12 protein-coding genes are annotated in these 15,540 nt (G+C 60.4%); 4 read left to right on the forward strand and 8 right to left on the reverse strand.

The annotated features are described in order from the left end of the window. Positions 1-10: 10 nt before the first annotated feature. Both glyA and rpiB read right to left on the reverse strand, forming a co-directional pair. Positions 11-1,294, reverse strand: coding sequence for a serine hydroxymethyltransferase (gene glyA, locus K3180_RS05370; protein ID WP_221538773.1), 1,284 nt, complete (start codon positions 1,292-1,294; stop codon positions 11-13). 8 nt (positions 1,295-1,302) lie between these two features. Beyond that, a complete protein-coding gene (gene rpiB, locus K3180_RS05375; protein WP_221538775.1) occupies positions 1,303-1,740 on the reverse strand; it encodes a ribose 5-phosphate isomerase B in 438 nt (145 codons plus the stop codon). Positions 1,741-1,865: 125 nt separating this feature from the next. Between rpiB and K3180_RS05380 the strand changes: the two genes are divergently transcribed. Next, a complete protein-coding gene (locus K3180_RS05380) occupies positions 1,866-3,101 on the forward strand; it encodes a sensor domain-containing phosphodiesterase (protein ID WP_221538777.1) in 1,236 nt (411 codons plus the stop codon). A gap of 49 nt (positions 3,102-3,150) precedes the next feature. Here K3180_RS05380 and K3180_RS05385 read toward each other — a convergent pair whose 3' ends face one another. The 6 genes from K3180_RS05385 to K3180_RS05410 all read right to left on the reverse strand — a co-directional run bounded on the left by K3180_RS05385 (position 3,151) and on the right by K3180_RS05410 (position 10,168). Beyond that, the gene (locus tag K3180_RS05385) at positions 3,151-3,510 is read right to left on the reverse strand and encodes a response regulator (protein ID WP_221538779.1); all 360 of its coding nucleotides are present in this window, start codon (positions 3,508-3,510) and stop codon (positions 3,151-3,153) included. Next, a complete protein-coding gene (locus tag K3180_RS05390; protein ID WP_221538781.1) occupies positions 3,507-4,919 on the reverse strand; it encodes a PAS domain-containing protein in 1,413 nt (470 codons plus the stop codon). Before K3180_RS05390 ends, K3180_RS05385 begins: the two co-directional genes overlap by 4 nt. Positions 4,920-5,090: 171 nt before the next feature. Further along, complete coding sequence (gene rpoD, locus K3180_RS05395; protein ID WP_221538783.1) at positions 5,091-7,103, reverse strand: RNA polymerase sigma factor RpoD; 2,013 nt, start codon at positions 7,101-7,103, stop codon at positions 5,091-5,093. Between the two features lie 19 nt (positions 7,104-7,122). Continuing rightward, complete coding sequence (gene dnaG / locus K3180_RS05400) at positions 7,123-9,003, reverse strand: DNA primase (RefSeq protein ID WP_221538785.1); 1,881 nt, start codon at positions 9,001-9,003, stop codon at positions 7,123-7,125. 32 nt (positions 9,004-9,035) lie between these two features. After that, positions 9,036-9,719, reverse strand: coding sequence for a hypothetical protein (locus tag K3180_RS05405; RefSeq protein WP_221538787.1), 684 nt, complete (start codon positions 9,717-9,719; stop codon positions 9,036-9,038). After that, on the reverse strand, positions 9,716-10,168 hold the full coding sequence (locus tag K3180_RS05410; protein ID WP_221538789.1) for a GatB/YqeY domain-containing protein: 453 nt from the start codon (positions 10,166-10,168) through the stop codon (positions 9,716-9,718). Before K3180_RS05410 ends, K3180_RS05405 begins: the two co-directional genes overlap by 4 nt. Before the next feature lie 174 nt (positions 10,169-10,342). Between K3180_RS05410 and carA the strand changes: the two genes are divergently transcribed. The 3 genes from carA (at position 10,343) to carB (ending at position 15,511) form a co-directional block, all read left to right on the forward strand. Then, entirely contained in the window at positions 10,343-11,521 is a 1,179-nt protein-coding gene (carA, locus tag K3180_RS05415) for a glutamine-hydrolyzing carbamoyl-phosphate synthase small subunit (protein ID WP_221538792.1), read from the forward strand. Next, positions 11,518-11,880 carry a hypothetical protein gene (locus K3180_RS05420; protein ID WP_221538793.1) on the forward strand — a complete coding sequence of 121 codons (363 nt, stop codon included), beginning with the start codon at positions 11,518-11,520 and terminating at the stop codon, positions 11,878-11,880. The genes carA and K3180_RS05420 overlap by 4 nt, the downstream gene beginning before the upstream one ends. A gap of 307 nt (positions 11,881-12,187) precedes the next feature. Then, positions 12,188-15,511, forward strand: a complete 3,324-nt coding sequence (gene carB / locus K3180_RS05425) for a carbamoyl-phosphate synthase large subunit (RefSeq protein WP_221538795.1) — start codon at positions 12,188-12,190, stop codon at positions 15,509-15,511. Positions 15,512-15,540 lie beyond the last annotated feature (29 nt).

The raw sequence follows: 15,540 nt of genomic DNA on the forward strand, positions 1-15,540 counted from the left end.
GAAATTCTCCTCAGCGTCCGGGGTAGACGGGGAAAGCATCGCACAATTCGGCCACCCGGTCACGCACGCTCTGTTCGATCTGGCCATCACCTTCGGGTCCGTTGCGCGACAGGCCGTCGACGACTTCGCAGATCAGCTTGCCGATGGTCGTGAACTCGGCTTCGCCAAAGCCGCGCGTGGTCCCGGCGGGCGTGCCGAGACGGATGCCGCTGGTCACGAAGGGGCTGCGCGTGTCGTAGGGAATGCCGTTCTTGTTGCAGGTGAGCCAGGCACGGTCGAGGCCGGTTTCCGCCGCTTTGCCGGTCACATCCTTGGCCGTGAGATCGACCAGCATGGAATGATTGTCCGTTCCGCCGGAAACGACGCGTAGGCCGTTCGCCTCTATGCTCTTCGCCAGCGCATGCGCATTGGCGACGACATTGGCGGCATAGTTCTTGAACTCCGGCCGCAGGGCTTCGCGAAAAGCGACCGCCTTGGCCGCTATGACATGCATCAGCGGGCCGCCCTGCATGCCGGGGAAGACCGCCATGTTGATCGGCTTGGTCAATTCCTCGTCATTCCACAGGATCACGCCAGATCGCGGGCCTCGCATGCTCTTGTGGGTGGTAGTCGTCACGACATGGGCGTGAGGGATAGGCGAGGGGTGCGCTCCGCCTGCAACCAGCCCTGCAATGTGGCTCATATCAACCATCAGATAGGCGCCGACCTCGTCCGCGACCTTGCGGAAGGCTGCCCAGTCCCAGATACGCGAATAGGCGGTGCCGCCCGCGATAATGAGTTTGGGCTTGTGCTTCTTGGCGATCGCCATGACATCGTCCATGTCGATCAGCTCGTCGCCTTCGCGCACGCCATAGCTGACCGGGTTGAACCACTTGCCGCTCATGTTCACCGGCGATCCGTGCGTCAGGTGGCCGCCCGAATTGAGGTCGAGACCCATGAAGGTATCGCCCGGCTGCAGCAGCGCGAGGAATACCGCCTGGTTCATCTGGCTGCCGGAGTTCGGCTGGACGTTGGCGAAATTGCAGCCGAACAGTTCCTTGGCGCGTTCGATCGCCAGCGTTTCGACCACGTCGGCATAGTCGCAGCCGCCGTAATAACGCTTGCCCGGATAGCCTTCGGCATATTTGTTGGTGAACACGCTGCCGGTCGCTTCGAGGACCGCGGTGGACGCGATGTTCTCACTCGCGATCAGTTCGATCTTATCCTGCTGGCGCTTCAGTTCGTTGCGGACTGCCGCATGGATTTCGGGATCGGCTTGTTCGAGCGTGTCGTTCCAGAAACGGTTGTCGGTCATGCTTGTCCTTAGCAACTTGGGTTCGAGAGCTTGTCGACGCGGCGCTGGTGGCGCCCGCCGGTGAATTCGGTTTCGAGAAAGGCGGTGACGCAGGCCTTGGCCATGTCCACCCCGATGAGCCGCGCGCCCAGCGCAATGCAATTCGCGTCGTTATGTTCGCGGCACAGGCTGGCGGAAAGCGGTTCGGAAACGAGTGCGCACCGGAGTTTCGGATTGCGGTTCACGCTCATCGAAATGCCGATGCCGCTGCCGCACAGCGCGATGCCGCGTTCTGCCGTGCCGTCTGCCACGACTTCTGCCAGCCTGTAACCGAAGTCGGGATAATCGACGCTGTCGGTGGTTTCGGGCCCGAGGTCGGCGACTTCGTGACCCATCTCGATAAGCCAGTCGCGCAGAACTTCTTTCAGTTCGATGGCGGCATGGTCGGATGCAAGGGCGATACGCATGGTGAGCCCCATAGGTGCTGACGGCGATTCTCTCCACCCCGTTCGCTACCCTCTTACACACGAATATGCCGCCGGACGCAGAACTTGGTCAAATTCCTTAATAAATTGCGATTAGGGCCATAGGTATGACGATGCTCGCTCCTTCAATGCTGGTGCCCGCCGCGGCATCGAGACTCTCGGTCGAACCGCTCCAGAATTCGTCGATCGACAGGATCCTGCACGCCGTTCGTGTGCATCTAGGTACCGAGATCGCCTTCGTTTCGCGCTATGTCGAAAATAACGAGAAGGAACTGACGCATGTCGATTCCGATCTTGATTTGCCGATGGGGCCGGGCTTCCGCGATCCGCGCGAAAACAGTTATTGCTGGCATATCGCGGAGGGGCGGCTGCCCGAGCTGATACAGGATCCGGCGGACCATCCCTTTACCGGCACCATGGCGATCACCGAATTCCTGCCGGTAGGTTGCCACCTCAATACGCCGCTGCGCTTGTCCGATGGCACGCTATACGGAAGCTTCTGCTGCCTGAGCCGAAATCCCGACCGGAGCATGACGCAGCGCGATGTCGATGTGCTTCGAGCCTTCGCCGCCCTGGCAGTCGAGCAGATCGAGGACAATCTGGAAAAGGACCAGCGCCTGAGCAGGCTGGACGCACGGATCAGCGGGCTGATCGAGAGCAGCGGGATGCAGATCGTCCAGCAACCGATTCATTCGATCGGGGCGGGAAAGCCGGTAGGGGTGGAGTGCCTCGCTCGTTTTCCCGACGCGATGATACGCAGCCCCGACAAGTGGTTCGACGAGGCTGCGGAGATCGGGCGAGGAGTGGAGCTCGAGTTGCTCGCAATTCAGTGCGCGCTTGCCAGTGCCGATCTGATCCCGTCCGATTTCTACGTCTCGGTCAATGCGTCGCCTGAAGCGATAATGTCCGGCGCGCTAGAGGCCATTCTTGAAAGCGCAGGTCCAAGAAACATCGTCGTCGAGGTAACCGAGCATCAGCAGGTCAGCGATTTTGCAGCATTGCGCGAGGCTCTCGAGCCGATCTCCCGCTACGCCCGCATCGCGATCGATGATGTCGGGTCGGGATATGCCGGATTGCGACATTTGGTCGATCTTTCACCGGGCCTGCTGAAACTGGATATGAGCCTGACGCGCGATATCCATGAAGATGTGGCCCGACGCGCGCTAGTGGGAGCAATGGTTCGTTTCGCCGAAGCGATAGGATCGAAACTCATTGCCGAGGGCATCGAGTGTCCTGCCGAGGCGACCGTTCTGCAGGATCTGGGTGTCGAATACGGGCAGGGGTATCTCTACGCGAAGCCGATGCCGATTCAGGAAGCTGTTCGGTACCTGAAGAGAAACTGACCAACTTGCAGAGGTCTATCCCGTGAGGGGAGACCGCTTTTCATTCGCGTCAATTCCTACCGGAAATTTCGTCTGCGGTCTGCACTATCTGCACCAGCGAATATGGCTTGGTCAGCGTGGGAACCTGGGCGAAGTCTTCCGGGTGTTCCGCATCGCCATAGCCGGTTGCGAAAACAAAGGGGATTCCCTTGTCTTTCAGTTGATAGGCGAGAGGATAACTCTTCTCTCCATGTAGGTTCACGTCGAGAATCGCGAAATCGTAATTCTCATGCGAGAGAGTTTCCGTCGCCTCGCTCAACGAACTGGCGACCACTACAGTTGCACCTTGGTCGATCAACATATCTTCAAGAGCGAAAGCGATGATCGGTTCGTCTTCCAGGATCAGGACATGCTTGTCGGACAGATTCATATTCTACCCTCGATACGGCAGTGAAGACCGGTGTCGCGATAATCGATACTCGTGCGGCTCTGAGGGCTTCCGAGCCCTCGCTTGATCAGCCTCGTACCGAAGCCACTCCTGCTCGGTTCGTCGACAACGGGACCGCCATGCTCCTGCCAGTCGATAATCAAGGATTTTTCCTTACCCGTATTCTCGGTGTTCCAGGTGATATCGACGAATCCCTCGTCATTTGAAAGCGCCCCGTATTTCAAGGCATTGGTACTCAGTTCATGAACGATCATGGAAAGTGCAACAGCCGCCTGAGGGGCGAGCACGACGGATGGGCCATCGAGCGAATAGCGTGCGGAATCGAAACCTGCAGCCGCTTCGAGCGAGCCTTCGACGATCGTTCGCAAATCGGCGGATTCCCAGCTTCGTTCGGTAAGAAGATTATGCGCGCTCGCCAGAGCTGCGATACGATCCGTGAATACTTTCAGGCCGTGCGAACCTCCGTTGTCACGGAATGATTGGTGCGCAAGGCTCTGAACGACCGCCAGGGTGTTCTTTACCCGATGATTCAGTTCATTGATGAGAACCCGCTGGTGCTCTTCGAAGGCGACCTCTTCGGTGACGTCGTGGCCCTGCACCAGAATCCCCCGAAAGCCTTCCGCCCCATGGATCGGCTGGTAGATGAACTCGAGGAAGCGTGCTTCCAGCTCGTCATTGTCTCCGGTCTTGAGCAGGACCCTTTCCCTCTTGCCGAAGTAGGGCCGATCATTCTCGTGGACCTTGTCGAGCAGGGTGACGAAGCCTTGGTCGATAACTTCGGGCAGGGCCTCTGCCACGGTCTTGCCGACGAGGTCGCGCTGACCGACCAACTGGCGATATGCGGCATTCGCCATGATGAACCGATGGCTCCGGCCGCTGACCACCGCCACGAAGCCCGGTGCCTGTTCAAGGAGCGCGCGGAAGCGTTCGAGCTGTTTTGTCGCACCCTGATATCGCTGTTCGACCGCCTCGGCACGGCGTGCCACCCCGGCAGCATCCCGCTCGGAGCCGGACTGATCCATACCCGTGATCTTAACGGTGTGTTGGAGAACGTATTCGACGTTCCCTTCACCGTCGAGAAAGGGCGTATGGGTCGCGCTCCACACATGCGTGTCGAAACCGCCTTCTGCATTCGGTATCTGGTAAGGGATATGAGCGATCTCGTCCGGTTCGCCGGTTGTGAGAACTCTCTCGAACGACGACTTCAACTGGCGATAGCTCTCGCCTTCGCTGGGGAAGGCTTCGAACATGCCCCTGCCTTCGATTTCGCCCAAATTCCTGCCCGTCACCCTCAGATAGGCATTGTTGGCCCAAAGTATGTTCAGCGATGGATCGAGGATGACATAGGGGTTGGGGGAATGGGCAAGCACTTTCTGGAAGTCGATATTCATTCCCGGCACCAGTCTGGCGAGGCTTTGCGGTCTGCCACAAAGCCTTCGCTCAATTCGCCCAACCACATGCAGTGAGGAAAGCGCGGGAGAGAATACCGTTCCTGTCTTTTGATAAGCAGGTCGGCGCAGTGTGACACTTCGGTCACAAATCGTCCTGACGGTGCAGTCCTACTATTGATCGAGGAAGCTGCGCATCTTGCGGCTGCGGCTGGGATGCTTGAGCTTGCGCAGGGCCTTGGCCTCGATCTGACGGATACGTTCGCGCGTGACCGAGAACTGCTGGCCCACCTCTTCGAGGGTGTGGTCCGTGTTCATCCCGATGCCGAAACGCATGCGCAGCACGCGTTCTTCGCGCGGGGTGAGGCTGGCCAGGACCCGGGTGACCGTTTCCTTGAGGTTTGCCTGGATAGCGGCATCGACCGGGATGATTGCGTTCTTGTCCTCAATGAAATCGCCGAGGTGGCTGTCTTCCTCGTCGCCGATCGGGGTTTCGAGGCTGATTGGCTCCTTGGCGATCTTCATCACCTTGCGAACCTTTTCGAGCGGCATGGAGAGTTTCTCCGCCATCTCTTCGGGCGTGGGTTCGCGGCCTTGATCATGCAGGAACTGGCGCGAGCAGCGTACCAGCTTGTTGATCGTCTCGATCATGTGGACCGGGATGCGGATCGTGCGCGCCTGGTCGGCGATCGAGCGGGTGATCGCCTGCCTGATCCACCAGGTCGCATAGGTGCTGAACTTGTAGCCGCGGCGGTATTCGAACTTGTCGACCGCCTTCATCAACCCGATGTTGCCTTCTTGGATCAGGTCGAGGAATTGCAACCCGCGATTGGTGTATTTCTTTGCAATCGAAATCACGAGGCGCAGGTTCGCCTCGACCATTTCCTTCTTGGCGATACGCGCCTCGCGCTCGCCCTTCTGGACCATGTTCACGATGCGGCGGAATTCGGGCAGGGCCATGCCGGTGGCGCTGGCGATATCCGAAATCTCGGTGCGGATACGGTCGATCGCGTCGGCTTCCTTATCGGCGAAGGCAGCCCACTTCTTGTCCTTCTTGACGCGGTCGTCCATCCAGTTGTCGTCGAGTTCGTTACCGATATAGGCATCGAGGAAATCGACGCGCTTGACCTTGTGACGCTCGGCCAGGCGCAGCATCTGGCCGCCGAGTGCGGTCAGGCGGCGGTTGAAGGCGTAAAGATTGTCGACCAGGAATTCGATCTTGGTCGCATGGAACTGGACGCTTTCGACTTCTGCGGTCAACTGGTCGGAAAGCGCTTCGTACTTCTTTTCCTTGGCGGGCGGGAAAGCATCGCCGCGGCCCAGCACATCGACGCGCTCGGCCTGGAGCTTCTCGAATTTACCGAACAGGTCCTTGATCCGCGCGAAGCGTTCGATGGCATCGGGCTTGAGCGCCGCTTCCATCTGGGCGAGCGACATGGTGTTGTCCTCGTCGTCATCGTCGTCTGACTTGGACGAACCTTCCTCGCCGTCTTCGCTCTCGGAATCGGAATCGTCATCCTCCTCCTCGTCATCGTCGCGGATGGTCGGACCGGCGGTTTCTTCCGAAATCTCGCCGTCGTCGTCATCGTCCTCCGCGCCTTCTGCCAGCTTGTCTGCCGGTGGCTCCTTGGAAAGCATGGCATCAAGATCGAGGATCTCGCGCAGTTGCATTTCCTCGTTGTTGAGCGCTTCGGACCACTGGATGATGGCGTGGAACGTGATCGGGCTCTGGCACAGGCCCATGATCATCATGTCGCGGCCGGCTTCAATCCGCTTGGCGATGGCGATTTCGCCCTCGCGGCTGAGCAGTTCCACCGCGCCCATTTCGCGCAGATACATGCGGACCGGATCGTCTGTCCGTTCGCCGGCGGCGAGCTTTTTCGGCGCGGCCTTCTTGGTTTCCTTCTCCTTCGCGGAGGAAGGTGCGGGCGCAATTTCCTCGATCTCGTCTTCCTGTTCGGCATCCTCGTCGTTCTCGACGATCTGCACGCCCATTTCGGACAAGGCGGACTGGATGTCCTCGATCTGGTCGGAACTCATCTCGCCCTGCGGCAGGGCATCGTTGAGCTCGTCATAGGTGACGTAGCCCTTTTTCTTCGCCTTGGTGATGAGCTTCTTGATCGACGCTTCATTGAGATCGATGAGGGGAGCGTCGTCCTTGTCGCCAGACTTCGATTTGGTGGCCATAAACTGCAATCGGTCCGTTCTATGCACCGCCCGCAGGTTCTGTACCCTGCGCGCTGTCTCTATCCTTCGTGGCCGACGAAGCGGCCCTTCGACTTGCCATGTGTCCGAGTCGCGCCTCGAATTCCAGCTTCCGCTTCAACAAACGCTGTTGTTCGGCGAAAGCTCCTTCGGGGTCGGTTTCGAATCGCGCAGTCGCCTCTGCGAGCGCAGCTTCGAGCGCCGGCCTTTCGACCAGCAACGACACGGCTTCAGCCAGATCCTCGCGCGCATTAACCGGGTCGGTGCCTTTATCTAGAAAAGCGAAACGGGTGTTTGCCGGTGGGGCGGGTAGGCCTTCTGGCAGCGATATGGGCGATTGGGCGTGCGAATCAAGCATTTCCGCAGCGGCAAGTAAGGAATCTATCGCAGGGCCGACATTTCGGTCACGCGCGGCGAAGCGCGAAAGGGCCGCTTCGTGCCGGGCGATCTCGCCGGGATGGCGCAAAAGTCCGTGGATTACAGCGCTTGAAAGGGTGTCACGCGAACCGCCCGACATGGCGTGTTTCAGCCGGGCAGCAGTCTCGGGGGAAAGGCGGGGCGGGGGCGGTTTGAAACCGCCTTGCCATTGTCCACGCGGCTTGAATTCCCGGGGAGGGCGGGGCGGAAAGGCGAAATTGGAGAATCGCTCGAGCAGTTCGCGCTTGTAGAGCGCCTTGATATCGGGGTGCTGGATTGCGTCGACATGGTTCAGCAGGCGCTCCTTGAGCCCGGCTTTCTCTTCGGGAGAATTGAGCGGCATGGCATCGCGCTCGAAGGCCCAAAGCGTATCGAGCAGGCTTTCGGGATTGGCGAGAAGTTCCTCCATTGCGGCGGTGCCCCTCTCGCGCAGGAGATCGTCCGGGTCCTTGCCTGCGGGCATGCGCACGATGGCGAGCGAATGGCCCGGACGAAGCATCGGAAGCACGCGTCCGATTGCGCGCATGGCTGCGCGTTGCCCGGCGTTATCGCCGTCGAAGCACAGAATCGGCCGTTCCACCTGGCGCCAGAGAAGCTCGATCTGGTGCTCGGTCAGCGCCGTGCCGAGTGGCGCGACGGCTTCCGCGATACCGGCATTCGCGAGCGCGATAGCGTCCATATAGCCTTCAACGACCACGATACGTCCGCTCTGACGGGCGGCAGGCGCGGCGCGGTGCAGATTGTAGAGCGTGCGTCCCTTGTCGAAGAGCGGCGTGTCGGGGCTGTTGAGATATTTCGGCCCATGCGCCTCCGCATCCAGGATGCGTCCGCCGAATGCGATCACCCGGCCGCGCGTGTCCTGGATGGGCAGCATCAGGCGGTCCCTGAAACGGTCGTAGGGATCCTTGCCCTCGACCTCGATCCGCATCCCCGCTTCGACGAGCATGGATTCATCGAAGGGCAGGGCGTTCTTGAGAGCCTGCCGGTCGGACGGTGCGAAGCCGAAGCCGAATTCGCGCACCACTCTGTCGGAAAAGCCCCGGTTCTTCAGATAGGTCCGCGCCTCGGCGCCTTCGGATGAGGAGAGTCGATCGACGAACCACTGCTGCGCCGCGGATGTGACATCATGCAGGCTCGCCCGCTTTTCCGCCCTTTCCGCAGATCGCGGGTCGGGTGCCGGAACTTCCATCCCGGCTTCGGCGGCCAGTTCCTTTACCGCATCCATGAAGGGCATGCCGCGCTGGTCGGTCAGCCAGCGGATTGCGTCGCCATGTGCCTCGCAGCCGAAGCAGTGGTAGAATCCCTTTTCGTCGTTGACGTAAAAGCTGGGCGTCTTCTCGTTGTGGAAGGGGCAGCAGGCTTTGAACTCGCGCCCCGCCTTGGTCAGCCTGACCGTGCGGCCGATCACAGCGGACAGCGTCGTCCGCATGCGCAATTCGTCCAGCCATTGGGGTGAGAGGGCCATGCCCTTTCCCTACAACGGCGGGCTGCCAATCGCTAGTTCGCGCGCGGTGCCCCTGCCGGTTTTTCTTCGGCGGGGAAGGGACCCTTGGCGACCGCCTGATTGCCATCGACCTCCAGCAGATAGGCATCGGCGGGACCCGCAGGGGGCAGGGTGGATTGCCACCAGAACGTCAGCGACGAACCCGGCTCCCAACTGCCCTGCGTCACACGCCAGATGATGCGTCCATCATCGCTGGTGATGGAAATCGCATCCTCACTGCCGAGCGCTGCCATCGCCTCGGCATTCGAATAGCCGACTGCGCGGTTGAAGCCGTGGGCTCTCTCCGTAGTTCGAAAGAGAGTAGGCGGGCTTTCGACCACCTCGGGCCCTTCGGTCGGCTCCGCTTCGGGTTCCTCTATATCGATAAGCGTCACGCGGTGGACATAGGTGTAGATGGTGCCTTCGGGCATTTCGCCCGGCTTGCATTCCTCGGTGCTCTCGGGACAGGCGACGAAGCTCACCATCTTGCCGATTTCACGATTTCCGGCGCTCAATACGGTTTCCACCTCAGGGCCCTGAGGCCCGACGATTTTCGCACCGAGCGTGGACAGGTCGAGGTCGGCCGCGGCCAGCGTACGGGGCTGGGCGACCGTGGGCGTCGGGGTGGGTGCAGGCTCGGGTTCGCTCTGGGAACAGGCCGCAAGGGCAAGCGGCGCGATCAGTAGCAGCTTCCTCAAGACAGGGCCTCCTTCACCAGCCCGCTCGCCTTGCTCATATCCAGGGTGGCGCCGTGGCGCGCTTTCAGTTCGGCCATGACCTTGCCCATGTCTTTCATACCTTCCGCACCGGTATCGGCCTTGATCTGCGCGATGGCGGCGCGGGTTTCGTCTTCGCTCATCTGCTTGGGCAGGAATTCCTCGATGACGGCGAGTTCGGCCTTCTCCTTGTCCGCCAGTTCCTGGCGGCCGCCGCTTTCATACATCTCGATCGATTCGCGGCGCTGCTTGGCCATCTTCATCAGCACATCGGTGACCAGCTCGTCATCACCCGGCTTCTTGTCCGAAGTCCGCAGCTCGATATCGCGGTCCTTGATCTTCGCCCCGATGAGGCGGAGCGCCGCGGTGCGCTCCTTTTCCTTGGCCTTCATGGCGGTGACTGTTTCGGACTGGATCTGTTCGCGGAGCATTTTGTCTCTTCTTGTTTAAACTGTGGATGTTTCGCCCTTCATTTAATGGAAGGTCGCGGAAAGCCAAGTGTTCCGCCGGGCAAGGTCATAAAGCGGCGCTTGACGGGACTCGTCGCTGGCCCTAGCGGCTGGGACTTAGCACACATCGCTGGAAACCCCTTACCCGGAGCGCCCATGGCCCTGTCCGCATTTTCGCACGCGCAACCCAAAGATGCGACGGGAGTCCTCGTTCTGGCAGATGGCACCTGCATCTGGGGCAAGGGCTTCGGCGCGTCCGGCAGCGCGGTGGGCGAAGTCTGCTTCAATACCGCGATGACCGGATACCAGGAGGTGATGACCGATCCCTCCTACGACAGCCAGATCGTCACCTTCACCTTCCCGCATATCGGCAATGTCGGCGCGAACGAGGAAGACGTGGAGAGCCGCGGGCTGGGCGCAGTCGGCCTCGTCGTGCGGCAGGACGTGACCCGCCATTCGAATTTCCGTGCCCGCGACGAATTCGTGGAGTGGTGCGTGCGGCACGGCAAGATCGGCCTGTCCGGCGTGGACACGCGGGCGCTGACCCGGCGCATCCGCATTCAGGGCGCACCCAACGCCGTAATCGCACATAATCCGCGCGGCCAGTTCGACATGAAGGCGCTCAAGAAGCAGGCCGCCGAATGGAGCGGCCTGGAAGGGCTCGACCTCGTGCCCGGCGTGACCCGCGATACGCACGAAGACTGGAAGGGCGGCTACTGGCAGCTCGGCACCGGCTATGCAGAAGCCGACAATGCAAAACCACATGTGGTGGCGATCGATTATGGCGCGAAGGACAATATCTTCCGCAACCTCGTGAAAGCGGGCGCGAAGGTCACGGTCGTGCCGGCACGCACCAGCCTTGATGACATTCTCGCGCTGGAACCGGACGGCGTGTTCCTTTCCAACGGTCCAGGGGATCCGGCGGCGACAGGCGAATATGCCGTGCCGGTGATCAAGGGACTGCTAGAGCGCGACGTGCCGCTATTCGGTATCTGCCTCGGCCACCAGATGCTCGGACTTGCCGTAGGGGCGAAAACCGCCAAGATGTTCCAGGGCCACCGCGGCGCAAACCACCCCGTCCAGCGGGTCGGGGAAGGGTGGGGCGAAAGCACCGGCCTCGTCGAGATCACCAGCATGAACCACGGCTTCGCGGTCGACGGCGAAACCTTGCCCGACGGTGTGGAGCAGACCCACGTCTCGCTATTCGACGGCACCAATTGCGGGATCAGCATCAAGGGCAAGAAGGCGTTCGGGGTGCAGTATCACCCCGAGGCATCGCCGGGGCCGCAGGATAGCTTCTACCTGTTCGAGAAGTTTGTGGGGATGTTGGTATGATGAATCTGCCAACTATTCTTCGTCAGACTTCAACAAAGCGAACTAGCGCACTCTCTGAAGGGTCGAAGTTGTGTGGAATTATTCTTGCAATTTGTGCGGCACCATTGTTCGTCGTCGAAGGTTGGATGGCAATTTGGTTGCTCTCGATAATTTCGCTCGTGGGCCTCGGGACGTTTGGTCTGTGGTTTTATAAAGAATTGAAAGGCAAAAATCTTCCCACGGAAGAACACACAGAAAACATGGCAGCTATCTCTTTGATGGGACAAAACCGCGACGGAAAAGAGCCGATCATCGAAGCGATTATGGACGAAACTCCTGTGGCAAACCCCCGACTTGGACAGGGGGAGCAAGCGCAATGACAAATTTTGTCTACGTTCTTTCCTACAAGGCATTCGCGGCTAACCCAAGCGATAGCCAAGTACAGATTTTTATGAAGTCACACCGTGACATCGATAGGTGGTATCTGCCGTTTTTGGGTACATACATTTTTAAGTCTCATCGCGGAGTGCAGGAGCTGGCACCCGAGTTTCGGCAATTTTTCGGAGAGACTTTTTTCACACTCACTTACGCCGTTCCTCATTTCATGGGCGGTTCTCTCCCTTCAAGCGTGTGGCACTGGATAAATGACCTGCCGCCTCCCCCTCCTACGCTGGGAAGCTCTTCATAATGCCCAAACGCACTGACATCTCCTCTATCCTCGTCATCGGCGCTGGCCCGATCATCATCGGCCAGGCCTGCGAATTCGACTATTCCGGTACGCAGGCGATCAAGGCGCTGAAGGAGGAGGGCTACCGGGTCATCCTGGTCAACTCCAACCCCGCCACGATCATGACCGATCCGGAAATGGCCGACGCAACATATGTCGAGCCGATCACGCCCGAGATCGTAGCCAAGATCATCGCCAAGGAGCGGCCCGACGCGGTGCTGCCGACGATGGGCGGGCAGACCGCGCTTAACTGCGCGCTGGCGCTCTATCATGACGGCACGCTGGAGAAATACGGGGTCCAGATGATCGGCGCCGATGCGGACGCCATCGACAAGGCTGAGAACCGCCAGCGCTTCCGCGAGGCAATGGACAAGATCGGCCTCGAAAGCGCGCGCAGCGGCGTGGCCAAGACCGTGGACGAGGCTTACGCCGTGCTGGAACGCACCGGCCTGCCTGCCATCATCCGGCCCAGCTTCACGCTTGGCGGGACCGGGGGAGGCATTGCCTACAACCGGGCCGAGTTCGAGCGGATCGTGCGCGAAGGTCTCGACGCTTCGCCCACCACCGAAGTCCTGATCGAGGAATCGCTCCTCGGCTGGAAGGAATACGAGATGGAGGTGGTGCGCGACCGCAAGGACAATTGCATCATCATCTGTTCGATCGAGAACGTCGATCCGATGGGCGTGCACACGGGGGATTCCATAACCGTCGCGCCGGCGCTGACGCTGACCGACAAGGAATACCAGATCATGCGCACCGCCAGCATCGAGGTGCTGCGTGAAATCGGTGTGGAAACAGGTGGTTCGAACGTACAGTTCGCAGTCAATCCGAAGGACGGGCGCCTGATCGTCATCGAGATGAACCCGCGCGTTTCGCGATCTTCCGCACTGGCATCCAAGGCCACCGGCTTCCCCATCGCGCGGGTCGCTGCGAAGCTGGCGGTAGGCTATACGCTGGACGAGGTGCAGAACGAGATCACCGGCGCGACTCCGGCCAGTTTCGAGCCGACGATCGACTATGTCGTCACCAAGATCCCGCGCTTCGCCTTCGAGAAATTCAAGGGGGCAAAGCCTGAGCTGTCGACCGCAATGAAATCGGTCGGAGAGGTGATGGCGATCGGCCGATGTTTTGCGGAATCGGTCCAGAAGGCCTTGCGCGGCCTCGAAACCGGCCTCGACGGCTTCAACCGCGTGCCAGAACTCGAAGGCGTCAGCCGGGAAAAGATCACCGCTGCATTGAGCCAGCGCACACCCGACCGCATCCTCCGGATCGCGCAGGCTTTCCGCGAGGAATTCACCGTCGAGGAAGTGGCCCAAATCACCGGTTTCGACCCGTGGTTCCTGCGCCAGATCGAAGCGATTATCTACGAAGAGAACATGCTGGGCCATAATGGTCTTCCGCGTGACGAGGCGGAAATGCGCCGCCTGAAAGCAATGGGCTTTTCCGACAAGCGCCTCGCCACGCTGGCGGTGCGTTCGGTCGGTGTTGCGGGCGGCATGGCCGAAACGCAGGCGCGGCGTTCGGGCCTGCTGCACGATGCCCTTCGCGCCATGGCCGGTGCGACTTCGGAGCAGGAAGTGCGCAAGCTGCGCCACAAGCTCGGCGTCTATCCGGTCTACAAGCGGATCGACAGCTGCGCCGCCGAATTCGAAGCGGTGACGCCCTATATGTACTCGACTTACGAGGCCCCAAGTTTCGGTGAGCCCGAAGACGAGGCCGAGCCGAGCGACGCCAAGAAGATCGTCATCCTCGGCGGCGGTCCCAACCGGATCGGGCAAGGTATCGAATTCGATTACTGCTGCGTCCACGCCTGCTTCGCGCTGGCAGAAGCCGGGTTCGAGACCATCATGGTCAACTGCAACCCGGAAACGGTCTCCACCGATTACGACACTTCCGACCGCCTCTATTTCGAACCGCTGACCGAGGAAGACGTGCTGGAGATCATGCGCGTCGAAATGTCCAAGGGCGAAGTGGTCGGTGTGATCGTTCAGTTCGGCGGGCAGACCCCGCTGAAACTGGCCGCCGCGCTGGAGCGCGAGGGGATCCCCATCCTCGGCACCAGTCCCGATGCGATCGACCTCGCCGAAGACCGCGAACGCTTTGCCCGCCTAGTCAACCAGTTGAAGCTCAAGCAGCCGCTCAATGGCATAGCAAAGAGCCGCGACGAGGCGGTGGCTGCCGCTTCGCGCATCGGTTATCCTGTTCTCCTTCGCCCGAGTTACGTGCTTGGTGGCCGAGCCATGGAAATCGTCGACAGTGAAGCGCAGCTCGATGATTACATCGCGACCGCGGTTAATGTTTCGGGCGACAGCCCAGTGCTGGTCGACCAGTACCTGCGCGACGCGGTGGAATGCGACGTCGATGTGGTAGCCGACGGCAATGAAGTCCGCATAGCAGGCGTCATGCAGCATATCGAGGAGGCGGGTGTCCATTCGGGTGACAGCGCCTGTACCTTGCCGCCCTACAGCCTTCCTGCGGAAATCATCGAGGAGATGGAGCGTCAGGCGACTGCGCTCGCCGAAGCGCTGGAAGTGCGCGGCCTGATGAACGTCCAGTTCGCGGTGAAGGATGGCGAGGTTTACCTGATCGAGGTCAATCCGCGCGCGAGCCGCACGGTGCCCTTCGTCGCCAAGGCCATCGGGCGGCCCATCGCCAAGATCGCTGCCCGCGTGATGGCGGGTGAGCCCCTGTCCAGCTTCGAGCCCTTCGACCTCAAGCCGGGCCACATGGCGGTGAAGGAAGCCGTTTTTCCTTTCGCGCGTTTCCCCGGTTCTGACCCAGTGCTTTCGCCCGAGATGAAATCCACCGGCGAAGTGATGGGCATCGACCGCAGCTTCCCGGCCGCGTTCTACAAGTCGCAGCTCGGTGCGGGAATGCAGCTGCCCACGCAGGGAACGGTGTTCGTTTCGGTGAAGGACAGCGACAAGGAGGTCATCCTCCCCGCCGTGAAGACGATCATCGAGAAGGGTTTCCGCGTCATCGCGACAGGAGGCACCCAGCGGTTCCTGTCAGAACAGGGCCTGGAAGTGGAGCGCGTCAACAAGGTAGCCGAAGGTCGTCCGCATATCGTCGATGCGATTATCGACGGAGAGGTCGCGCTGATTTTCAACTCGACCGAAGGCTGGCAGTCGCTGCTCGACAGTCAGTCGATCCGCGAGGCCGCTCTCGAAAAGAAGCTGCCATACTATACGACGGCGGCGGGCAGCCTGGCCGCAGCGCGGGCAATTGCGGAGGTTTCGACCGAGCAACTTGAAGTGCGTTCCCTGCAAGACTATTATAGCTGACAAGAAACAAACGCGTACCCTCCAAACAT

It is taken from the genome of Qipengyuania huizhouensis (assembly GCF_019711635.1).
GTDB classification, from domain to species: domain Bacteria; phylum Pseudomonadota; class Alphaproteobacteria; order Sphingomonadales; family Sphingomonadaceae; genus Qipengyuania; species Qipengyuania huizhouensis.